This is a genomic window from Brevundimonas sp. UYEF29, from assembly GCF_040546195.1.
In the GTDB taxonomy this organism is placed as follows: domain Bacteria; phylum Pseudomonadota; class Alphaproteobacteria; order Caulobacterales; family Caulobacteraceae; genus Brevundimonas; species Brevundimonas huaxiensis.
The window spans coordinates 473339-494451 of the sequence record NZ_JBEPNH010000001.1 but is presented as its reverse complement, the minus strand read 5'-3'; the positions used below and the strand labels follow the sequence as shown (position 1 = coordinate 494451).

Here is a 21113-nt window from a genome sequence, read left to right as displayed (position 1 = left end):
CTAAATGCGGGACGAAATAATTTTCAGGTCGGAGCGGTTAGCACCAAACGACCGTCGGCGGCCGTCGTGACCTCCAGATTGTAGAGGTCGCCGAGCGCCGCCACGAACCCGTCGACGTCGCCGGCGTCGAACACGCCGCTGACGAGAACGGCGGAGACGCGGGCATCTTGCAGCTCGATGGGCGTGGTGGAGTAGCGGTTCATCTCCGCCACGGCGGTAGCGATTGGAGTGCGCTCGAACGTCAGACGACCAAGCGTCCAGCTTGTTTCGGCCGGAACATTGGCCGTCACCACCCTCGGGGCCGACGCAGAGGTGGTGAGCAGCTGGCCAGGCGACAGGCTCCAGCCCTGAGCGCTCGAGGTGGGCTTGCGCACATCAACCCGGCCCTCCACGAGCACGACGCGCGCGCCTTCACCGGCCCGACGCACGCCGAAGCGGGTTCCGACCGCGATGACCTGAGTGTCGCCCGCCTGGACCACGAAGGGGCGCGACGCATCGGCCTGGACATCAAACAGGGCGCGGCCGCTCGTCAGACTGACCACCCGGCTGGAGCCGCTTAGGCGCACGGACACGCGCGAATCCGTGTCGAGGATGATGCGCGACCCGTCATCCAGCCGCACGGTGCGCTGTTCTCCGATGCCCGTGCCGTAGACGACGGGCTGCGCGGACCACCAGAACAGGCCTGCGGCGCCGAGGGCCAAGGCGACCGCGCCGGCGGCTCCGAGGGGAAGAAGGCGGTCAGAAAGACCCTTGGCTCGTCCTCGTCTGCGACGGTCGGCACGCTCGATCGCGTCGTCCGCGAGGGCCGCCATGGCCGGGTCCTTCGCGAGGGTTCCGGCGGCGTCCCACATGGCCTCCACGCGGCTGAAGGCGCGGGCATTCTCCGGGTCCCGGCGCCAGTCGCTGAAGCCCTGGATGTCGGCGGTCGTGACCTTGCGCTGGTTCAAACGGGCGAACCAGTCGGTGGCTTCCTTGCGCCTGATGTCAGCTTGGATCGTCATCCGGTCGCCTACAGATCCAGTCGAGACGCGCAGTATTCGAGCGCCCTGGACATGCGCCACTCCACCGTCTTCACGCTGACGCCGAGCGACTGGGCGATTTCGGGATAAGTCATACCGCTAAAGCGGCTCAAGACGAAGACGTCGCGATAAAGCGGCGGCATGGACCGCACGATCTGGGTCAGAAGTACCTGATCGAACTGTGGCGCGGCTTCCGCTTCCGACGGCTGATGCTGATCCTGATTTCGACGACGACGCGCGCTTCGCCGGCTGTCGTCACGCACCAGATTGAGCGCGATGCGGAGGAGGAAAGCCTTTGGATGGCGTATGTCCGCTGCGGCGTACGGTGCGGCGCGTATGTAGGTCTCCTGAACCACGTCAGCAGCGTCATCAGGGCCTACATGAACGCGGAGACGACGATCAAGCCAGGCGGAATAGCGGCGGTAGAGTCGGTTGATGCCGTCCTGCGCCTCCTCCTCCATCGACTTCGTATCGGTCACCACGGATCTCCGGTCTCTCGACGAGAGGCACAGGAATCCCGGCGTGGTCGCGCAGCCCCGGACCCACGCGCACGCGCAGGCCACGACGGAGCGGATGCCGAAGTGCGGGTGGCCGCACGTCGTCGATGATTTGATATCGCACAGGGGATTCCAGGCCCCACCGACGCAAGCATCGGCGAGGTCAGCATGAATCAAACGGAATCCGGGCGCAAGGCGGAGGGGTCGGGCGTTGGAATCCTCAGCGATGCGAGGCCCGCTACTTCAGCGCGCAGCGCTGCCTCCGCCATGGCGGTCCCTGGCTCTGGCTGCACGCCTATCTCACGGCGCCCGACGCTGGGTGTGTAGGCCCCAGACCGCGCCACGACAACCAAGAGACGGGCGGCTCGGACCCGCAAATAAGCGGCGGGCGACCCGCAAAATTCTGTCGTTGCTCCACGACTGATTCCCGCTCAGCGTGAACCGCGTTCACTGGAAGGAGCGCGAGATGGATGACATCCCTCAGATTCAGCCCCCTCTCCAGAAGCGGCTGAGTGAACGCGAGGAAGAGTGTCTGGGCTGGGTCAGCCGCGGAAAAAGCTCGTATGATATCGGACGGATCGCCGGGTTGTCGCCTCGGACAGTCGATAGTTACATCGAGAAGGCCTGCGCGAAATTGGGCGTTCGGACGCGAATCGAAGCCGTAGCGATCGCTGTTCGCGCCGGAATCATTGACCCCGGCTTCGACTGAAGGCCTCAGTGAGTAAGGTGAGGGGGCGGGCCTGGAACTTCTGTGTGGAAGCCGGGAGTTTCAGCCCTGATCGCCGCCGACGCACCGCGTCCCCCAGCTCAAGACCAGCGCCTATCCGTACCGGAACCCGCCGACGACATCTTGGCCACCCAGTTTGCGCCTGTCGAGCCAGATCGAGATCGGCGGCCTTTATGAAGACTTTTAGTGGATTTCGCGCGCGGCCCGAGCATGGGCGATCGTGATCCTAAAGGTTGAGTGACCATCAAGCGCTATCGACCGGCGCGCGGCGGTTGAGAAGGCGATGAAGTCCGTTAGAAATCCCGCGAACCTCAACCCGCGAAGCTCGCTTGCCAAAGGCTACTCGCTGGAAGTGACTTTAAGGGACGCAGCGTTGACGGCTCTTGCGGCTGTAAGGAAAAGCCTGACCGCCATGTTTGTCGGCTTCTTCGCGATTCGCCCGAAGGATAGGATGTGATCGCGTGAGCCCCTCCGCTCTACGAGACGCGCTAGAGGCCCGGCAGGTCTGGATCTATTTCGCCGCCGTGCTCGCTGCGGCGATTGTCGGCGTCCAGATCCCCGGCGCTGAAGTTCTAGAAGGTTCTATCAATCCGGCATTGGCGCTGATGCTGTTCGTCACCTTCCTTCAGGTGCCGGTCGCCGCCCTTTGTCAGGCGCTTCGCGAACTGCGTTTCCTGGGCGCGCTTGTGGCGGTCAACTTCGTCGCCATACCCCTCTTGGTCCTTGGCTTGGTCCAGTTTCTTCCACCAGACCCTCTGATCCGTCTGGGCGTGCTGATGGTGCTTCTGTGCCCCTGCATCGACTACGTCGTGACGTTCGCTCACTTGGGTCGGGCCGATGCGCGGCTCCTGTTGGCAGCGACGCCGGTGTTGCTGATCGTGCAGATGGCCCTGCTGCCAATCTATCTGCGCCTGTTCCTTGGCGGGGAGGCGGCGGCCTATGTGCAGCCTGGACCCTTCATCCATGCCTTCGTTTGGTTGATCATTGTACCCTTCGCGCTGGCGGCTTTGGTGCAGGCCTGGGCGGCGCGGCGAGCACTGGGCGACCGAGTCTCGTCGTGGCTCGGCCTGGCGCCTGTACCCGCTACGGCCCTGGTGCTGTTTATTGTCGTCGCCGCCGTCGTGCCGCAACTGGGACAGACACTGCACCGGGCCCTCGGTGTCGTGCCGATCTACTTGGCGTTCGCGGTGTTGGCGCCGATATTGGGGTGGGCCACGTCACGCTTGATGCAATTGACGCCCGAGGCCGGGCGCGCCATCGCCTTTAGCGCGGGAACCCGTAATTCGCTTGTGGTCCTGCCGCTGGCCCTGGTGGTGCCGGGAGCCATTCCCTTGGTTCCTGCAATCATTGTCACTCAGACTCTGATCGAACTCTTGAGCAAGTTGGTCTACATCCGGATCATACCAGCGTTCGGAGCCCGGAAGTCGAGCCCGTCCGCGTAGTTGCTCGGATCTTTTTCGCAGCGCGGCAAGGTCATCGATAACGCCTCGCGTGGAGAAGGGCCGCTTCGCCCATGGGGGCGCCATGTAGGATGTCTTGCCTCCATAGGGTCTTCTCTCCCGCCAAACAGTCTGGAAACCGCATGCCCTCAAATCAGATCGGCCGCCGAGCCATGCTCGCAGGCGGCGCTGGCCTTGTCCTGACGGCGGGTGGAGGATCCACGCTGGCGCAGGCTGCGCGCCGGATCACCGTTTACAAAACCCCCTGGTGCGGTTGCTGCGGCCTGTGGGTCGATCATCTGCGTCAAGCCGGATGGACCGCGCGCGTGGTCGAGGTCGAGGATCTCGCGCCGATACGGGCTCGCCACGGCGTGCCGGAACGCCTGGCGTCGTGCCACACGGGCGTGGTCGGCCGCTACGCCGTCGAGGGGCATGTTCCGGCGTCGGACATCGATCGCCTGGTCCGCGAAGCGCCTGCGGCGCGCGCTCTGGTCGTGCCGGGCATGCCGGCCGGATCGCCCGGCATGGAGAGCCCGCGGCCCGAGTCCTATGTGTCGATGCTGGTGCTGGCCAACGGCGCGACCCGAGTGTTCGGACGCCACAACGGCGCCTGAAAGGACGCTCGCGCCTCAGTCCGGCGGCAGGAGTTCGGTCTCGACCTCGGAGCCGCGGACCAGGGTGAGGTCCACCGGGCAACGATCCGCCATCTCCAGCAGGCGGGTGCGCTGGGTTTCGTCCAGCGGTCCCTTGATCGAGATGACGCGCCGGAACACATCGGCGGGCGTCTGATCCTTTCGCTTCGAATGGACGACGCGGACGGCGGCCCGCTCAAGCGGCCAGCCCTTGCGGGCGGCGTACATGCGCATGGTCATGACGCTGCAGGCGCCCAGGCCAGCCGAAACCAGCTCGAAGGGCGAGGGGCCGCTGCCCAGTCCGCCCAGGCTCTCCGGCTCATCCGCCAGGAAGACGTGCGGCCCGATGCGCACGCGCGCCTGATAGGCCCCGCCCCCGGTCTCCTCGACCAGGACGCCGTCCGCGTGGCCCTCGTCGCCCGTCAGGTCGGGCTCCAGCGCCGGGAGATAGCGCGAGGCCCAGCAGGCGATCACCCCGGCGGCGTAATCGGCGTCCGCCTGGCGGCTGAGCAGGTGATCGGCGTCGTCCAGGGAGACGAAGCTCTTGGGATGTTTGGCGGCCACGAAGATGGCGGAGGCGTTGTCGATGCTGACGACCTCGTCCCGGGGGGCGTGCATGACCAGCAGGGGGCGACGCAGGCGCGCGATGGCGTCTCTAGTGGACTGGGTGCGGACATCTTCCACGAACGCCCTGGTGATCCGATAGGGCCTGCCGCCGAGGTCCGCCACGGTCTCGCCCTCGGCCTCGATGCGCTCCAGGTCGTCCCGCGCCAGGTGGGTCAGCACATGCGCCGCGTCGGCCGGCGCGCCGACGGTGGCGATGGCGCGCACCTGCGGCAGCTGTTCGGCGGCCGCCAGCACCGCAAGTCCGCCCAGGCTGTGGCCGACCAGCAGATTGGGCGTCATGCCCGCAGCCTCCATGGCGGCCGAGGCGGCGATCAGGTCCTGGACGTCGGCGGCGAAGCTCGCCGCGCCCGCCTCGTCAGCGCGGTCGCCCGCCCCGGCGAAATCGAAGCGCAGAACGCCGACGCCGCTGCGCGCCAGGGCCCGCGACAGGCGCGCGGCCGCCAGCCCGTCCTGTCCGCAGGTGAAGCAGTGGGCCACCAGGGCCCAGCCCCGGGGCGTCGCCTGGGGCTGTTCGATGAGGCCTGAAACCGTCCGCCCGTCCTCCAGGGTGAACTCGAAATCGCCTTGTCTCTTCATTGATCGTCTCCTCGCCGGCTTCCCGTGTTCGTGGGCGTGTGTCCGCTCAATATCTCAAGGTCGCGCCCAGCCCGACATAGGTCTGGTCGCGCGCCCCGCTCTCTTCGAGAAAATCCCCCGCGACGGTGTGGTTTCCGATCGCCGTCAGGGTGACGAAGGGGGTCAGGGCGTAGGTGGCGAAGGCGGCGTAGCGCCAGCCGACGTAGCGCGATCGGCCTTCGATCCCCGAGCGAACGGGCAGGCCGCTGAGCAGATAGACGCCGTCCTCGCGGCTCTGGCGCCAGAGGCCGGCAGTCAGCAGACCGACGGTCGTTCTGGAGTCGGGCTTGATCGTGACCTGGGGCTGGACGGAGACGAGATTGGTCACGCCCAGCTCCGTTCGCATCGAGATCGGCGGCGCATGCAGCAGATTGTAGGTGTTGATCTGGTTGTCGGCGCGGTCCTTGTCGCCTGAGGCCGCGTCCAGCCGCAGGCTGAGCCGCGGCGACCAGGCGTGTTCGAAAGTGTGCCCGACGGCGGCCGACACATACCAGGCGCGGATGTCGAGGCCGCGGAAGTCGCCACGCTGGATGACCGCTTCGGCATCGTAGTCCAAAGCTCCGGCCCGGCCGTCCAGGCGTGCGGATCCGGTGTGGCGGTCGTCCCGCCCTGCAATCCCCGTGTCGAAGACTGCGCCGGTGCGGTCTGTGTTGACATAGAGCAGCTCCAGCCGGGGCGCCTCCGGGCCGGCGCCCAGCCGTCGCGACGCCGTGGCGCCGAACAGGCGATAGTCGCGGTCCGAGGCGTCGTCGAACGCGCCTCGCGCCTCGCGCAGGCCATAACCCGCGAACAGTCCGCCGGACCATCCCGTCGGGCGTGCGTAGGTCAGGAGCACCATGTCGAAGGCCGTGCGCGCATTGGCGCCCTCGCGGGGCTCGAAAAGGCGCGAGGCGCCGAGCGCGAACTCCTGGCGGCCCAGGCGTGTGACGAGCGTCCCTTCGCCCAGATCCGTCCGGGCCTCGACAAAGGCCTGGTGGAAATCGACATGGCTCTCCTCGGTCACGGACCGGCTGCTGTCGAGGCCGACCGAGCGAGCGTCCTGAAGATCGACGAACAGGCGCAGGCCCGGCGTCGGTCGGTAATCGGCCCACACCCTCAGCCTCTGCTGCAGGTCGCCGTCATCGTCCTGAGGGCCGCGCCCGAACCGTTCATGACCGCGATACTCGGCGCGCCACCGCGCCTCTCCGCCCAGGCTGAGCCAGCCCTCGCCCGCGGGGACCGCCTTGAGGCGCGCCCAGGGCGACGTTCGACATCGGGGGTCGCGCAGGGCCGTCCAATCCTCGTCGTGGTTGACCGGCTTGAAGGCTGGAGAACAGGCGGCCGGCCTGTTCGGTGCGGGGGCGTCGGCCGGTGTCTCGGCCGCGCCGGCGACGGTGTTGAGCAGCAGGGCCGCCGTCGCCGCGGGAAGAAGCGCCATGATGATCTCCGACCGTGAACGCCCGGATGACCGGGGAATGGGTTCTCGTGTCAGGGCGAACGACGTCTTCCGCTCGTCCTGACGCGGGGCCGGCCTACAGGTTCTGGTCGTTGGAAGGTCAAGGGCCTAAATGACGTGGCATGTCCTCGACGCGCGCCGCCGACCTGCCGATCGGAAAACTGTCCGCCGCCACGGGCGTGAAGGTCCCGACCATCCGCTTCTACGAGCAGATCGGCCTGATGGCGGCCCCGCCGCGCACCGACGGCGGGCGCAGGCTCTATGATCCGGCGGCCGTGCGGCGACTGGCCTTCATCCGGCACGCCCGCCAGCTCGGCTTCGACCTGCCCGCCATACGTTCCCTGCTGGACATCTCCACGGACCCCGACCGGCCCTGCGCGGACGCCAACGCCATCGCCCTGGCGCGGCTGGCGGAGGTCCGCGCGCGTCTCCGCAGCCTGAAGGCGCTGGAAAAGGAGCTGGCGCGAATGAGCCGGGCCTGCGAGGGCGGGGAAGTCGGGTCCTGCCGGGTGATCGAGGTGCTGTCCGATCACGACCTGTGCGAAGTGCGGGAGCACCCGCCGGCCTGAGCTTCACCTCAGAGCGGCAGGGCGGTGGTGTATTTGACCTGGCTGAGCGCGAAATGGGACGCCGCCGTCGCCACATTGGGGTGGTTGAGCAGGTCGCGCATCAGGAAGCGTTCGTAGCCGGCGACGTCGGCGGCCACGACCCGCAGCAGATAATCCCATTCGCCCGACATGGAGTGGGCCTCCATGACGTCGGGGCGGGTGGTCAGATAGGCCTCGAAGGCGTTGCGGTCGTCCGGTGCGTGGGAGCGCATCCGCACCTGACACATCACATTGACCCCGCGACCGACCTTTTCGGCGTCCACCAGCCGCACCGGACCCTTGAGAACGCCGGTCTCCTCAAGCGCCCGGACACGCCGCCAGCAGGACGCCGGCGAGGACCCCGCCGCCTCCGCCAGGGCGGCATGGCTCAGGCTCGCGTCCGCCTGGAGGGCGCGCAGGAGGCGGCGGTCAATGTCGTCAAGATCACGATCTTTCATAAAGGCGCCTACTGCGAAATGGTATTTCACATTTTGCTATAAACCGATGCGTTTTGAAAGGCGAAACGCGTGATCGCGGCCTATGTTGATCGCTGGCGGCCTCACTCCTCGTCGCGGGTCGCCGTTGCTTTCTCACCCGCATCCTCCCTTTCGCGCGGAGACGTGCGTCTGCCGACCCCGGAGCCCATCATGAGCCTCACTCCCGACAATCCCATCGGTCTGGACGGATTCGAATTCGTCGAATTCACCAGCCCGGATCCCGCCGCCATGAAGGCCCTGATCGAGCGCCTGGGCTTCGTCGCCACCCACCGCCATCCCACCAAGGCGGTGGTGCGATACAAGCAGGGCCGCACCAATCTGCTGGTCAACGGCGAAACGACCGGCCAGGCGGCCGATTTCAGAGCCCTGCACGGCCCCTCGGCCAGCGGCATGGCGTTCCGCGTGGCGGATGCGGCCCAGGCCTACGACCTGGCCCTGTCGCGCGGCGCACGTCCGGCGGACGCTTCGGCCGGCGCTCTCGGCCCGGACGCAAAGGTGCTGGAAGGGATCGGCGGCTCCTATCTCTATCTGGTGGACCGCCACGGCGCGGCGGGATCGCTCTATGACGACTGGGTCGAAATCGAGGGCTGGCGCGAGGCCGAAGCCGAAAACAGCGTCGGCCTGGATATCCTGGATCACCTGACCCACAACGTCCGCCGGGGCCAGATGCGGACCTGGTCCGGCTTCTACAACCAGATCTTTGGTTTCGAGGAGCAGAAGTATTTCAACATCAAGGGCCAGGCCACCAGCCTGATCTCACAGGCCATGATCGCTCCCGACAAGGCGATACGCATCCCGCTGAACGAGAGCGAGGACGACCAGTCCCAGATCGAGGAGTTCATCCGGGAGTACAATGGCGAGGGCATCCAGCACCTGGCCATGACCACGGACAATATCTACGAGACCGTCGAGGCGTTGCGGGCGCGCGGCGTCAAGCTGCAGGACACCATCGAGACCTATTACGAGCTGGTCGACAAGCGCGTGCCCGGCCATGGCGAGGATCTGGAACGGCTGAAGAAGAACCGCATCCTGATCGACGGAAACGTCGGCGAGGAAGGCATCCTGCTGCAAATCTTCACCGAGAACCTGTTCGGACCGATCTTCTTCGAGATCATCCAGCGCAAGGGCAACGAGGGCTTCGGCAACGGCAACTTCCAGGCCCTGTTCGAATCCATCGAGCTGGATCAGATCCGGCGCGGAGTGATCAAGGTCGACGCCTGATCGGATCGCGGCGGCGGGGTGCGCCCCGCCGCCTTCGTCGGCTCAGGCCCGCGATCTCAGATGGCCGACGCCGCCCGCCGCCCTGGCGGCCGGCGCGGGCGAGCCCGGCTCCTCCAGATCGGCCAGGATCGGACAGTCCGGCCGGTCGTCGCCCGCGCAGCAGGCGATCAGGGTCTGCAAGGTGTCCGACATCTGCTTGAGGCTGGCGATGCGGGCGTTCAGTTCCTCGATATGGGTGCTGGCGATCCGCTTGACGTCCGCGCTCTGGCGCGAGCGGTCGTTCCACAGACTGAGCAGGTCCTGAATCTCCGCCACCGAGAAACCCAGGTCGCGGGCGCGCCGGATGAAGCGGAAGCGGTGCACGTCGGCGTCCGAATAGTCGCGATAGCCTGACTCCTTGCGATCCGCCTTGGGGATCAGCCCGGTCTGCTCGTAGTAGCGGATCATCTTGGCCGAGACGCCCGAGGCCCTGGCGGCCTGTCCGATATTCATTTCACTCTCCCGCTCCAGCAGAACCCGTTGCGTCTCCGCTCAGGACTCGCCCGCGGCGAGCGGCGGCTTGAAGCCGCGCAGCCGCAGGGCGTTGCCGAGCACGAAGACGCTGGACATGGCCATGGCGCCCGCCGCGAACACCGGCGAGAGCAGCACGCCCCAGACAGGATACAGGGCGCCGGCCGCCACGGGAATGAGGGCGGTGTTGTAGGCGAAGGCCCAGAACAGGTTCTGGCGGATATTGCCCAGGGTGGCGCGCGACAGGGCGATGGCCGTGGCCACGCCCTTCAGGCTGCCGGACATCAGCACCACATCGGCCGCCTCGATGGCGATGTCGGTGCCGGTGCCCACGGCCAGGCCGACGTCCGCCTCGGCCAGGGCGGGCGCGTCGTTGATGCCGTCGCCGACGAAGGCCACGCGGCCGTGCTCGGTCTTGAGGCGGCGCACCGCCTCGACCTTCCCGTCGGGCAGCACCTCGGCCACCACTTCGTCGATGCCCAGCTGGCGGGCGATGGCGGCGGCGGTGCGGCGGTTGTCGCCGGTGATCATCGCCACCTTCAGGCCCAGTCCGTGCAGGGCGGCGATGGCCGCCGGAGTGCTGGCCTTGATCGGATCGGCCACCGCGATGATCGCCGCCAGACGTCCGCCGATGGCGGCGTAGAGCGGGCTCTTGCCCTCATCGCCCATGCGGCCCGCCGTATCGGCGAAGACGCCCACGTCCAGTCCCAGTTCGCCCATGTAGCGATCCGAACCGATCTGCACGGCCTCGCCGTCCACCGTCGCGGTCACGCCACGTCCCGTCACGGACTCAAAGGCGGAAACCAGCGGCAGTGTCAGACCGTCGGCCTCGGCGGCCTCGACGATGGCGCGGGCGATGGGGTGTTCCGACTTGGCCTCGACCGCAGCCACCAGAGCCAGAACGCGGGCGCGCTCCATGCCGGGCTCGATCTGCAGGTCCGTCAGGGCGGGACGACCTTCCGTCAGGGTGCCGGTCTTGTCGACAGCCACGACCTTGGCGTCCTTGAGCAGTTGCAGCGCCTCGCCCTTGCGGAACAGCACGCCCAGTTCGGCGCCGCGCCCGGTGCCGACCATGATCGAGGTCGGCGTCGCCAGACCCATGGCGCACGGGCAGGCGATGATCAGCACAGCCACCGCATTGACCAGGGCGAAGGTGAGCGCAGGCGACGGACCGAACACCAGCCAGACCAGGAAGGTCAGGGCCGCCACCGCCATGACCGCCGGCACGAACCACATGGTCACCTTGTCGACCAGCGCCTGGATCGGCAGCTTGGAGCCTTGGGCCTGCTCGACCATGCGGATGATCTGGGACAGCATGGTGCCGTCGCCGACCGCCGTGGCGCGGAACACCAGGGCGCCCTTCTGATTGACGGTGCCGCCCACCAGAGCCGCGCCCGACGCCTTGGCCACAGGGACCGGCTCGCCGGTGATCATCGATTCATCGACATAGCTTTCGCCCTCGACGACTTCGCCGTCGACCGGAACGCGCTCGCCGGGACGGACCTCGACCAGGTCGCCGGTCCTCACCTCGGTGATGGGGATCTCGCTCATCAGGCCGTCGCGGCGCACCCGGGCGGTCTTGGCCTGAAGTCCGACCAGCCGCTTGATGGCCTCGGAGGTGCGGCCCTTGGCCTGGGCCTCAAGGAAGCGGCCCAGCAGGACAAGGGTGACGATGACGGCCGCTGCTTCGAAATAGACATTGACCGTCCCCGCCGGCAGCAGCGCCGGGGCGAAAGTCGCCACCAGGGAATAGGCGTAGGCCGCCAGGGTGCCGACGGCCACCAAGGAGTTCATGTCCGGCGCCAGACGTCGCAGGGCGGGCAGGCCTTTTTCGTAGAAGCGCACGCCCGGCACGGCCAGCACCAGGGTGGTCAGGGCGAACTGCAGATACCAGCTGGTCTGTAGGCCGATGGTCTGGGCGATCAGGGCGTGGACGCCGGGAATGAGGTGCGACCCCATCTCCAGAAGGAAGACCGGCAGGGTCAGGGCGGCGGCCAGGATCAGGTCCCGCTTCAACTCGGCGCGTTCGGCGTCCTTGCGTTCGGCCGCCTCTTCGTTCGCGTCCTCGCCTCCGGCCACGGCGCGCGCCGTATAGCCGGCGCCGGCCACGGCGGCGATCAGGGCCGACAGCTCCGCCGTTCCCTGGATGGTGGCCCGTTCGGTGGCCAGGTTGACGCTGGCGTCCGTGACGCCCGGCGTGGCTTTGAGGGCCTTTTCCACCCGTCCGACGCAGGAGGCGCATGTCATGCCCTCCACGACCAGTTCGGTGCTGGCCGTGGGAACCGTGTAACCGGCCGACTGGACCGCCCTGACCAGATCCTCCGTGCGGATCGGTCCCGCGGCGCGGATGTCGGCGCGCTCTGTCGCCAGATTGACGCTGACGGCAGCCACGCCCTCGACCTTGCCGATGGCGCGCTCGACGCGCCCCACGCACGAGGCGCAGGTCATGCCTTCGATGGGCAGGCTCAGGGCGGGGCCCACAGGGGGCATCGGTTTGAAGGGGGCGTTCATGGCGGGTTCCTCCCACGGTCGTTCTGGACGTTCGGCGCGGAATGTGGGGCTTCCCACCATGGGAAGGTCAAGGCCCAGAAAAAACCGGGAGGCGTCGCTTGACCTTCCAACGATGGGAAGGCGCATATCCGCTCCATCAGAGGAAACGAAAGGAGTTTTCCCATGAAGTTCCACGTCGAAAACATGACCTGCGGATCCTGCGTCCGGCACGTCACTCAGGCCGTCGCCTCGGTCGATCCGCAAGCGACGCTTGAGGCCGACACGGTGTCACGCACCATTTCGGTGACCACCGGCGCCGACGCGGCCGCCATCCAGAAGGCCCTGGCGGACGACGGCTACGTCGCCCGTCCGATCTGAGCGGACTGGAGGCGCCCGTGAAGAGACTGACCCTGGTCTTCATCGCCGGCGCCGCCCTGGCGGCCGGCGGTCTCGCCTATGCGCAATCGCAACTCGTCAAAGGAGGTTCGGTAGAACCCATGACCCAGAACGCCCATGCCAATCACGCCCCCTCCGCGCCGTCGGCCGATCCGGCCGTGCGGGCGTACCAGGAGGCCAATGACCGGATGCACGCCGGCATGACGATAGACTTCAGCGGCGACGCCGACGTCGATTTCATGAAGGGGATGATCCCGCACCACCAGGGAGCCATCGACATGGCCCGCGTCGTGCTGGAGCACGGCGAGGATCCGGAGGTCCGGAAACTGGCCCAGGACGTGATCGCCGCCCAGGAGGCCGAGATCACCCAGATGCGCGCCTGGCTCCAGGCCCGCGGTCTCTAGGGGCTGATCCACGGTCAGCCAATGGTCACGCCGCGCTCTCCTCCCTCCCTCCGGAGCGCGGCGAGGCGGCGCAGTAGAACTTGCTTCGAAAGCGTCGCCATCAGGCGCGCCGGCCCGCCCGGCGCGCCTGAGCCGTTTCAAGACCTTATCGTGCGTGTTCGGCCTTCGCCGTCAGGAGGACGCGGCGTCCTCGTTGATGTGGTTCAGCATGTCGAGCAGCACGTGGCTGACATGGTGGTCGGCGACCTCGTAGAAGATCTGGCGCGACGCACGCTCGCCTCGCACCAGGCGCGCCGCACGCAGCAGCCGCAGATGGTGACTGACCAGGGTTTGCGACAGCTCCAGAGCTTCGGCGATGGCGCCGACCGGCTTCGGTTCGCCGAGGCAGAACATCAGGATGCGCAGCCGCGTAGGATCGCCCAGCAGCCGGAAGGTCTCCGCCAGGCTGGAAAGTTCGCCTGAGGTCAGGGGCGGCAGGACGGCGTCCGGGCTCTGGTCCGACAAGGTCTGCTCCGGCGGCCGAATGAACACGTGATGATGTGTTCATGTGTAACGGTATTTCGTCGCGCCGCGAAACCGCGCAACGATCGCCGCGGTCACCGCCTCCTCGCGGAGCCCTGGTTCAGACGGCCGCCTGCGGGTTTCCGCGCGCCGCCTGCCATAACAAGGGCGCCAGGATCAGGGCGATCGGAGGGAACAGCAGCCAGTTTATGGCCTGCCAGCCGGCGGTGTTCAGCACCGCCCCGGCCAGGAAGGAGACGATGGCGGTGGCGCCGAAGACGAAGAAATCGTTGGCGCCCTGAGCCTTGCCCCGCTCCTCGGGCGTATGGCAGTCGGTCACCATGGCGGTGGCGCCGATGAAGCTGAAGTTCCAGCCCACCCCCATGATCATCAGCGACAGCCAGAAATTCGCCACCGCGATGCCCGAGAGGGCGACCACCGCCGAGACGGCGATCAGGACCATGCCGACCGCTGCGACCCGTTCCTTTCCGAACTGCGCCATCAGCCGGCCGGTGAAGAAGCTCGGCGCGAACATGGCCAGCAGATGCCACTGGATGCCCAGGGCGGCGCTGTCGACCGAATGGCCGGTGTTGACCATGGCCACCGGGGCGGCGGTCATGACGAAGGCCATCAGTCCGTAGGAGACCACCCCGGTGGCCACAGCCAGCATGTATCGGGGCGCGCGCAGGATCTTTCTCAGGGGCCGCCCCCCGCTCGCGCCGGCACGGGCGACGTCGGGCGGCGACCGCAACATCAGCAGGACGGGGATGACCAGCAGGGCCAGAGCCGCCTGGCTGAGAAAGCTGCCCACGTAGGGCGTGCCGGGCACCGCGTCGCGCGTCCAGATCACGAGCTGGGGCCCCACCACGGCGGCGATCAGCCCTCCGACCATGACCCAGGAGATGGCTTTCGCCTTCAGGTCGCCTTCAGCTCCGTCGGCGGCGGCGAACCGGTAGCTCTGGACATAGGCCCCGTAGAGACCGGCGGTGAAGGCGCCCAGGCAGAAGATGACGAAGGAGGCTGCGAAGATGCCGAAGGCGGCGATCAGGCCCGAGGCGATGCCGATCAGGGCGCCCGTCAGATAGCCGTTGCGGCGGCCGTGGCGACGCATGATGAAGGCGGCGGGCAGGGTCCCGAGAGCCAGACCCAGGCCGAACAGGCTGACGGGGAAGGTGACCCAGGCGGGATCGGCCGCCAGCTGCTGGCCGACCAGGCCGCCCAGCGACATGACGATCGGAGGGCTGGCGCCGCCCAGCGCCTGGGCCCCCGTCAGCACGGCGATGTTGCGACGGGCGATCGGCTGATCAGTCATGGGGTTCTCGGGGGGGGGGGGGGACCAGCGGGAACGAAAATCCAGTTGGCACGATACCTATCCGGGGTATGGTAGGCAACATGCAAGCGAAAGACGTCAAATCCATCCGCGCCGCCCTCAACCGGGTCTCGGGCCAGGTGCGCGGGGTCAGTCAGATGGTCGACGACGGCCGGTACTGCATCGACATCCTCCACCAGGTCCACGCCGCACGCGCGGCCCTGGCCAAGGTGGAAACCCAGATCCTGAAATCCCATGCCGCCTCCTGCGTGGAGGAGGCGATCGCCTCGGGCGACGCGGCCCAGCAGCGCGAGAAATTCACCGAACTGGCGGAGCTGTTCGCCAAGGCTAAACTCTAGACACCGGAAGGAAACCCGTCATGGCGTCCCAATCCAAGCGCGCCGAAATCTACCGCATGGTCATGCCCGGCCACACCTGCCCCTATGGGCTCAAGGCGCTGCACCTGCTCAAGAGCAGGGGCTATGCGGTGGAGGATCATCACCTCGCCTCGCGCGAACAGACCGACGCCTTCAAGGTTGAGCACGGGGTCCAGACCACCCCCCAGACCTTCATCGACGGCAAGCGTGTCGGCGGCTTCGACGATCTGCGGCGCTTCTTCGGCCTGCGGGTGCGCGACAAGGACGAGGTCACCTACGTCCCGGTGATCGCTCTGTTCGCCATGGCCGCGCTGATGGCCGTGGCGGCCGGCTGGGCCGCCTATGGCGAACTGATCTCGGTGCGGGTTGTGGAATGGTTCATCGCCATCGCCATGTGTCTTCTGGCCCTGCAGAAGCTCAAGGACGTGGACGCCTTCGCCACCATGTTCCTGAATTACGACCTGCTCGCCAAGCGCTGGGTGCCCTACGGGACGATCTATCCCTACGCCGAGGGCTTGGCCGGGGTGCTGATGCTGGCCGGAGCCCTGATGTGGGTTTCGATCCCGGTGGCCCTGTTCATCGGCGGCGTGGGCGCCGCCTCGGTGTTCAAGGCGGTCTATATCGACAAGCGCGAGTTGAAGTGCGCCTGCGTCGGCGGGGACAGCAAGGTGCCCCTGGGCTTCGTTTCGCTATCGGAGAACCTGATGATGGTCGGCATGGCGATCTGGATGCTCGTCAAGCCGATGGTCATGGGCCACTAGGGGAGAGCCGATCATGTCGAACGTCGATCATGCCGAAGGCCACGGCGCCCGAAAGGGAAGCCATGGCGGGGGCGACGGGCGCCCCTATCTCATGTTCTGGATCAACATGGCGCTGGGTCTGGTCGTCATGTATGTGGTGATGTTCTCGATGATCGACGGTTTGGTCGATTTCAAGAACAATCTCAACATGTTCTATATGGCGGTGACCATGTGGGCGCCGATGGGAATCTTCATGCTGGCCACCATGCCCGGCATGTATCCGAACCGGCGGCTGAACCTGGCGCTTTACGCTCTGTTCGTGCTGCTGACCGCGGGGTCCTTCTGGGCCACCCGGGCGCAGGCTCTGATCGACGATCGCCAGTTCGTGGAATCGATGATCCCGCACCATTCCGGCGCCATTCTGATGTGCCGGGAGGCGGATTTGTCGGATCCGGAACTGGTCGCCCTGTGCGGCGAGATCGTCGAGGCCCAGCGCCGCGAGATCGATCAAATGAACCGGATCGCCGAACGCCTGCGGTGAGGCCGGACCCGGCGTCGGGCCTGCCGACGCCGGGTCGTCCACCATCAGTGCGCGTGGGCGTGTCGATCCGCGCCGTGGGGCTCATGATCATGGTCCGCGTGAGCATGGCCCGCGTGATCGTGGCTCGAGTGATCGGGGCCGTGACCGGCGGGCGCCGCCGACAGGCTGCAGACGCCCGAGCCGTCATTCCAGTCGATCGCCACCGTGGGATGCTCGATCTGGAATGCGGTTCTCAGCTCGTGCTCGACGGCGGCCGCCACGGCGCGGGCCTGGTCGTCGGAGGCCGGACGCACGTGCAGGGTCGCCAGGGTCCGACCCGAGGTGATCTGCCAGACGTGGACGTGACCGACGTCGGCCAAGCCCGGCACCTTGGCCTTCAGATGGGCGGCCACAACTTCCGGCGCGGCGTTGTCGGGGGCGCCCTCCAGCAGGATGTGCAGCGACTTGCCGAGCAGCTTCCACGCGCTGCGCAGGATCAGCAGGGAGACCAGCACCGACAGGATGGGGTCGATCGGGGTCCATCCGGTCAGATAGATGACGATGGCCGCGCCGACGGCCCCGACGGAGCCGAGCAGGTCGCCCATCACATGCAGGGCCGCACCCTTGATGTTGACGTGCTCGGTGTCGCCCCGGGTCAGGATCCAGAACACCAGGATGTTGATCAGCAGGCCGGCCACGGCCACCCAGAACATGGGACCGGCGAGCACGGCGTGCGGTTGCTGGAAGCGGCTCCAGGCCTCGTAGAGAATCCAGCCGACGATGGCGAACAGGGTCACGGCGTTGACGAAGCCGGCCACCACCTCGAATCGAAGATAGCCGAAGGTGCGCCTGGAATCCGCCATGCGGCGCCCGAAGCGGAACGCCAGATAGGCCAGGGCCAGGGCGATGGCGTCGGTCAGCATGTGACCGGCGTCGGCCAGCAGGGCCAGCGAGCCGGAGATCAGACCGCCGATCACCTCCACGATCATGAAGGTGAAGATCAGGGCGAAGGAGATCAGGACCTTGCGCTCGTTGTCCCGCGTCACCGTGGGCGCATGGGAATGATCGTGGTCGTGAGCGTGGTCGTGATGGGAATGAGACATGAGGCAGCGCCCGCTGAAAACAGATAACATATGAATACGTGTTCATATGTTATCTGTCAATGGCGTCCTGAGTGTGCTTGCCGGTCGCCGCTCCGTGGCGCAAAATCCACGTCTGCGGCATGGGTCCGGCAGGCGACCGGACGGTCGCGGCCTTCGCCGGGCCAATCCATTCCCGCCAGGAGTTCAGCCCTTGCATTCCCGCGATATCGTCACGGCGGTGCTGGAGTCGCTCGACACCCTGGGAGGCGGGTTGCGGCTGGCCCCGTTCACGGCCTTGCTCGGGCTGTTCGACATCCGCCCCGACGCCGCCCGGGCCACCCTGTCGCGCATGCGTCGCGAGGGCCTTCTGAGCACCGAGAAGATCGGTCGGGAGGTGGAATACGCCCCCACTGACCAGATGCGACAAAGGCTGAAGGCCGAACGAGACCGCAGCCTCGTTCCGCCATCGCCGGACTGGTCCGGTGACTGGACCCTGGTGCTGTACCAGATACCCGAGAGCGATCGGGCGCGCCGCGAAAAGCTGAAGCGCCGCCTGATCGACCGCGGCTACGGCCAGATCAACCCGACGACCTGGATCAGTCCGCGCGACGATCGCGAGAGCCTGCGCTGCGATCTCTGCTGCGACGACGATCCGTCCGTCGTCGTTCTCACCAGCCGGACCGGCAGCCTGGAGCGGGATCGGGAACTGGCGGCGCGGGCCTGGGATCTGGCGGACGTCGTCGCGCAGTACGACGATTTCCTGCGCGAATGGGAGCCGCGCCTGGCCGGGATCGACCGGGTGTCGGGCCGGGAGGCGTTCCGTCTGAGGGCTTTGCTGATGAGCGACTGGTTCCATCTGCCGCGTCACGATCCCCGCCTGCCGCTGCCGCTCCAGCCTCAGGGCTGGCCGGGCCAGGCGGCCTTCGTCCTGTTCAACCGGCTATCGACCGCGCTCGACGCCCCCGCGCTCGCCCATCTGAAGGCGCTGCGCGAGGGCTGAGGCGGAGAAACGCACGGCGAGCGACCCAGGGGGAGGGGTGGCTCGCCGCGAGCGTCACGTACGCTGCCGGGGAACGCTCATGACCATGATCACCCCCAGGGCGGCCGGAACGGCCCAGACGGCGAAGTTGACGAAGTTCGACAACCCCGCCCCGATGAGGGCGCCGCCCAGGACGATCGCGACCGCGGCGCCGGCTCGGCCGACCGCCAGGATGGTCCCCAGCGCAGTGCCCCGCATGGCGTCGGTGTAATAGGTCGCGATGAATCCGTTGAGCAGGATCTGCGCGCCGATCGAGCCGAAGCCGACGATGGCCACCAGCGGATACATCACCACCAGTGAGTGTCCGTCGCCGGACAGGAAGCCGAGCGCCATGGCGAACAGCGCCGCGCCAGCCATGGCGAAGGCCGCCGAGACGACGCGCTGGGCGCCGAACCGGTCCGCCAGAGGCGAGGCCACCAGGGATCCGATTACCGCGCCGGCGTTGACGGTCAGCAGGAAGCTCAGCGACGAGGTCAGGGAGTAGCCCGCCAGCGTCAGCAGTTTCGGCATCCAGGTGTTCAGTCCGTAGATCAGGATCTGGCCGGCGATGGCGGCCAGCAGGAAGATGGCGGTGATCAGGGCCCACCGGCCGGAGAAGATCGCCACCAGGGGATTGCGAGGCTTGAGCCCCGTCGCCGCCCGGCCGTCCGTCTTCGCCGGGACCTGGGGTTCTAGGCCGTAGGCTTCGACGATCCGATCGGCCTCTAGGACCCGTCCCTTGGCCCGCAGATAGGCCGGCGACTCGGGCAGGTAGAGCATCAGCAGCGGCACGATGGTGATCAGAGGCAGGCCGCCGATGGATAGCATGCCGCGGAAGCCGAGCGTGTTCATGAAGGCGATCGCCAGCAGCGCCGCCAGGATGCCGCCGAACGAATAGCCGGAGAACATCAGGGCGTTGTTGAAATTCTTCTTGCCCGCCCGTGAGAACTCGACGGTGGTGGCCACGGCGGTAGGGATCACGCCGCCCAGGCCGATGCCCGACAGGAAGCGGAACAGGCCGAACAGTTCGGGCGTGGGCGCCGCGGCTGTCGCCAGCATGAGGATGGAGAAGAAGGCCACGGCGCCGATCATCACGCGGCGACGGCCGATGAGATCGGTGAGATAGCCGACGGTCAGCGAGCCCAGCGCCATGCCCAGCAGGGCCAGACTGTTCATCGCGCCTGTTTCCGCGGTGGTCAGGCCCCACCGTTCATAGGCCAGAATGGAGTCCACGATGGCGCCGTACACCACCAGGTCGTAGCCGTCGAAGACCAGGGCCAGGAAGGCGAGGGCGATCACCAGACCAACGGATTTTCTCTTGATGGGTGGATCCGAAACGCCGGTCGGCGGGCCGGGATGCAGCGAGGCGATGTTCATGACGGTCGATCCAGATATGACAAATGATACGTGAAACACGTATAAGACGTCACAGATTGGATCGCGCCGACGGTTCGCAAGAGGTGCGGGGAAAAATAATGGGGCGCCCGGCGGCAGGCCGTGAGATTCCCTCAGATCAGTTCGGGCCGCCTGAGGGCGCCGGGGGGATCGACCTGGACCGTGACGTGGTCGATGGCGTGATGGACCTTCAACCAGTCGGCGACCAACCCAGGCAGGAGGAGGGGGTCGACGCCCGGGCCAGGAGTGACGTGGATGGTCGCCACCACGGTGTCGTCCGTCAGGGTCCAGGCATGGAAATGCCCCGCTTCGTCGATCTCGGCGAGGGCCGCCAAATCCGCCTCGGCCCTGCGTGCGTCCAGACCGCGCGGCACGGCCTGCAGCAGCACCCGCAGCGATTCCTTCACCAGGCTCCAGGCCGATCGGACGACCAGCAACGCCACCAGGACGGACAGCAGGGGGTCGAGCAGGGTCCAGCCGGTCAGCATGATGCCGATGGCGGCGGCGATGGCGCCGACCGAACCCAACAGGTCGCCGATCACATGCAGTAGGGCGCCGCGCAGATTGCCGTCCGCCTTGCGGCCACGCGACAGGATCCAGGCTCCGACCAGATTGACGATCAGACCGATGACGGCGACGATCAGCATGGGTCCGGCCAGGACCTCAACCGGCTGGTTGATGCGGTTGACGGCCTCCCAGGCGATCCAGGCCACCAGCAACAGCAGCGAGGCGCCGTTGGCCAGGGCGGCCAGCACCCGCACGCGATGATAGCCGTAGGTCCGTGTCCCGTCCGCGGGGCGACGCGCCACGCGATAGGCGATCAGCGCCAGAAGCAGGGCCGCGGCGTCCGACACCATGTGGCCGGAATCCGCGATCAGGGCGAGCGACCCGGACATCCATCCGCCGACGGCCTGGATGGCGGCGTAGGCGGCGGTGAAGATCAGGACAAACCGAATGCGCCGTTCGTTGTCGGCCGTCACCGCCTGGGCGTGATCGTGACCATCGTGCCCGTGGTCCTTGTCGCCGTCGTGATCATGAGCCGCCGCCGTCATGCTCGTCTCGACCTTTCCATGGT

At 67.1% G+C, this 21113-nt stretch carries 23 protein-coding genes; 11 read left to right on the top strand and 12 right to left on the bottom strand.

From position 1 onward, the window contains the following. Positions 1-23: 23 nt before the first annotated feature. Positions 24-1001: a FecR family protein gene (locus ABIB58_RS02575; RefSeq protein WP_288758582.1), complete on the bottom strand. Its 978-nt coding sequence runs from the start codon at positions 999-1001 to the stop codon at positions 24-26. Positions 1002-1009: 8 nt separating this feature from the next. Further along, positions 1010-1498 carry an RNA polymerase sigma factor gene (locus ABIB58_RS02570; protein ID WP_288758583.1) on the bottom strand — a complete coding sequence of 163 codons (489 nt, stop codon included), beginning with the start codon at positions 1496-1498 and terminating at the stop codon, positions 1010-1012. Positions 1499-1982: 484 nt separating this feature from the next. On the opposite strand from ABIB58_RS02570, the gene ABIB58_RS02565 reads away from it, so the two are divergent. The 3 genes from ABIB58_RS02565 (at position 1983) to ABIB58_RS02555 (ending at position 4296) form a co-directional block, all read left to right on the top strand. Then, the gene (locus tag ABIB58_RS02565; protein WP_288758584.1) at positions 1983-2225 is read left to right on the top strand and encodes a helix-turn-helix domain-containing protein; all 243 of its coding nucleotides are present in this window, start codon (positions 1983-1985) and stop codon (positions 2223-2225) included. Between the two features lie 479 nt (positions 2226-2704). Next, positions 2705-3685 (top strand): arsenic resistance protein, encoded by a 981-nt coding sequence (locus ABIB58_RS02560; protein WP_288758586.1) that lies wholly within the window; start codon positions 2705-2707, stop codon positions 3683-3685. A gap of 140 nt (positions 3686-3825) precedes the next feature. Continuing rightward, on the top strand, positions 3826-4296 hold the full coding sequence (locus ABIB58_RS02555) for a DUF411 domain-containing protein (protein WP_288758587.1): 471 nt from the start codon (positions 3826-3828) through the stop codon (positions 4294-4296). A gap of 15 nt (positions 4297-4311) precedes the next feature. On the opposite strand, the gene ABIB58_RS02550 is transcribed toward ABIB58_RS02555, so the two are convergent. Both ABIB58_RS02550 and ABIB58_RS02545 read right to left on the bottom strand, forming a co-directional pair. Beyond that, on the bottom strand, positions 4312-5517 hold the full coding sequence (locus ABIB58_RS02550) for a bifunctional alpha/beta hydrolase/OsmC family protein (protein ID WP_354038908.1): 1206 nt from the start codon (positions 5515-5517) through the stop codon (positions 4312-4314). A 46-nt stretch (positions 5518-5563) separates the two neighbouring features. Beyond that, positions 5564-6973: an alginate export family protein gene (locus ABIB58_RS02545; RefSeq protein WP_288758731.1), complete on the bottom strand. Its 1410-nt coding sequence runs from the start codon at positions 6971-6973 to the stop codon at positions 5564-5566. A gap of 140 nt (positions 6974-7113) precedes the next feature. On the opposite strand from ABIB58_RS02545, the gene ABIB58_RS02540 reads away from it, so the two are divergent. After that, positions 7114-7560: a MerR family transcriptional regulator gene (locus ABIB58_RS02540; RefSeq protein WP_288758732.1), complete on the top strand. Its 447-nt coding sequence runs from the start codon at positions 7114-7116 to the stop codon at positions 7558-7560. 8 nt (positions 7561-7568) lie between these two features. Here ABIB58_RS02540 and ABIB58_RS02535 read toward each other — a convergent pair whose 3' ends face one another. After that, positions 7569-8036, bottom strand: a complete 468-nt coding sequence (locus ABIB58_RS02535; protein WP_288758733.1) for an Lrp/AsnC family transcriptional regulator — start codon at positions 8034-8036, stop codon at positions 7569-7571. A 189-nt stretch (positions 8037-8225) separates the two neighbouring features. On the opposite strand from ABIB58_RS02535, the gene hppD reads away from it, so the two are divergent. After that, a complete protein-coding gene (gene hppD / locus ABIB58_RS02530) occupies positions 8226-9296 on the top strand; it encodes a 4-hydroxyphenylpyruvate dioxygenase (RefSeq protein WP_288758734.1) in 1071 nt (356 codons plus the stop codon). 42 nt (positions 9297-9338) lie between these two features. Here hppD and cueR read toward each other — a convergent pair whose 3' ends face one another. Next, positions 9339-9788, bottom strand: a complete 450-nt coding sequence (gene cueR / locus ABIB58_RS02525; RefSeq protein WP_288758735.1) for a Cu(I)-responsive transcriptional regulator — start codon at positions 9786-9788, stop codon at positions 9339-9341. 39 nt (positions 9789-9827) lie between these two features. Continuing rightward, on the bottom strand, positions 9828-12317 hold the full coding sequence (locus ABIB58_RS02520; RefSeq protein ID WP_288758736.1) for a heavy metal translocating P-type ATPase: 2490 nt from the start codon (positions 12315-12317) through the stop codon (positions 9828-9830). 162 nt (positions 12318-12479) lie between these two features. On the opposite strand from ABIB58_RS02520, the gene ABIB58_RS02515 reads away from it, so the two are divergent. Beyond that, positions 12480-12674 carry a heavy-metal-associated domain-containing protein gene (locus ABIB58_RS02515; protein WP_288758738.1) on the top strand — a complete coding sequence of 65 codons (195 nt, stop codon included), beginning with the start codon at positions 12480-12482 and terminating at the stop codon, positions 12672-12674. A gap of 17 nt (positions 12675-12691) precedes the next feature. Then, complete coding sequence (gene copM / locus ABIB58_RS02510) at positions 12692-13096, top strand: CopM family metallochaperone (RefSeq protein ID WP_288758739.1); 405 nt, start codon at positions 12692-12694, stop codon at positions 13094-13096. A gap of 171 nt (positions 13097-13267) precedes the next feature. On the opposite strand, the gene ABIB58_RS02505 is transcribed toward copM, so the two are convergent. Both ABIB58_RS02505 and ABIB58_RS02500 read right to left on the bottom strand, forming a co-directional pair. Beyond that, a complete protein-coding gene (locus ABIB58_RS02505; protein ID WP_288758740.1) occupies positions 13268-13600 on the bottom strand; it encodes an ArsR/SmtB family transcription factor in 333 nt (110 codons plus the stop codon). A 118-nt stretch (positions 13601-13718) separates the two neighbouring features. Then, entirely contained in the window at positions 13719-14909 is a 1191-nt protein-coding gene (locus ABIB58_RS02500; protein WP_354038902.1) for an MFS transporter, read from the bottom strand. A gap of 80 nt (positions 14910-14989) precedes the next feature. Between ABIB58_RS02500 and ABIB58_RS02495 the strand changes: the two genes are divergently transcribed. From ABIB58_RS02495 to ABIB58_RS02485, 3 genes are read left to right on the top strand one after another with little or no spacing between them, the layout of a single operon-like run. After that, the gene (locus tag ABIB58_RS02495; protein ID WP_322298926.1) at positions 14990-15265 is read left to right on the top strand and encodes a metal-sensitive transcriptional regulator; all 276 of its coding nucleotides are present in this window, start codon (positions 14990-14992) and stop codon (positions 15263-15265) included. A 20-nt stretch (positions 15266-15285) separates the two neighbouring features. Then, positions 15286-16044 (top strand): MauE/DoxX family redox-associated membrane protein, encoded by a 759-nt coding sequence (locus ABIB58_RS02490; protein ID WP_322298927.1) that lies wholly within the window; start codon positions 15286-15288, stop codon positions 16042-16044. Between the two features lie 13 nt (positions 16045-16057). After that, positions 16058-16564, top strand: a complete 507-nt coding sequence (locus ABIB58_RS02485) for a DUF305 domain-containing protein (RefSeq protein WP_444584901.1) — start codon at positions 16058-16060, stop codon at positions 16562-16564. 44 nt (positions 16565-16608) lie between these two features. On the opposite strand, the gene ABIB58_RS02480 is transcribed toward ABIB58_RS02485, so the two are convergent. Continuing rightward, the gene (locus ABIB58_RS02480; RefSeq protein WP_288758337.1) at positions 16609-17646 is read right to left on the bottom strand and encodes a cation diffusion facilitator family transporter; all 1038 of its coding nucleotides are present in this window, start codon (positions 17644-17646) and stop codon (positions 16609-16611) included. Positions 17647-17836: 190 nt separating this feature from the next. Here ABIB58_RS02480 and ABIB58_RS02475 point away from each other — a divergent pair, with 190 nt between their 5' ends. Next, positions 17837-18625, top strand: a complete 789-nt coding sequence (locus ABIB58_RS02475; RefSeq protein WP_288758338.1) for a PaaX family transcriptional regulator — start codon at positions 17837-17839, stop codon at positions 18623-18625. A gap of 54 nt (positions 18626-18679) precedes the next feature. Here ABIB58_RS02475 and ABIB58_RS02470 read toward each other — a convergent pair whose 3' ends face one another. Beyond that, positions 18680-20020 (bottom strand): MFS transporter, encoded by a 1341-nt coding sequence (locus ABIB58_RS02470; RefSeq protein ID WP_288758339.1) that lies wholly within the window; start codon positions 20018-20020, stop codon positions 18680-18682. A 131-nt stretch (positions 20021-20151) separates the two neighbouring features. Then, entirely contained in the window at positions 20152-21090 is a 939-nt protein-coding gene (locus ABIB58_RS02465; protein ID WP_288758340.1) for a cation diffusion facilitator family transporter, read from the bottom strand. Between the last annotated feature and the right edge of the window lie 23 nt (positions 21091-21113).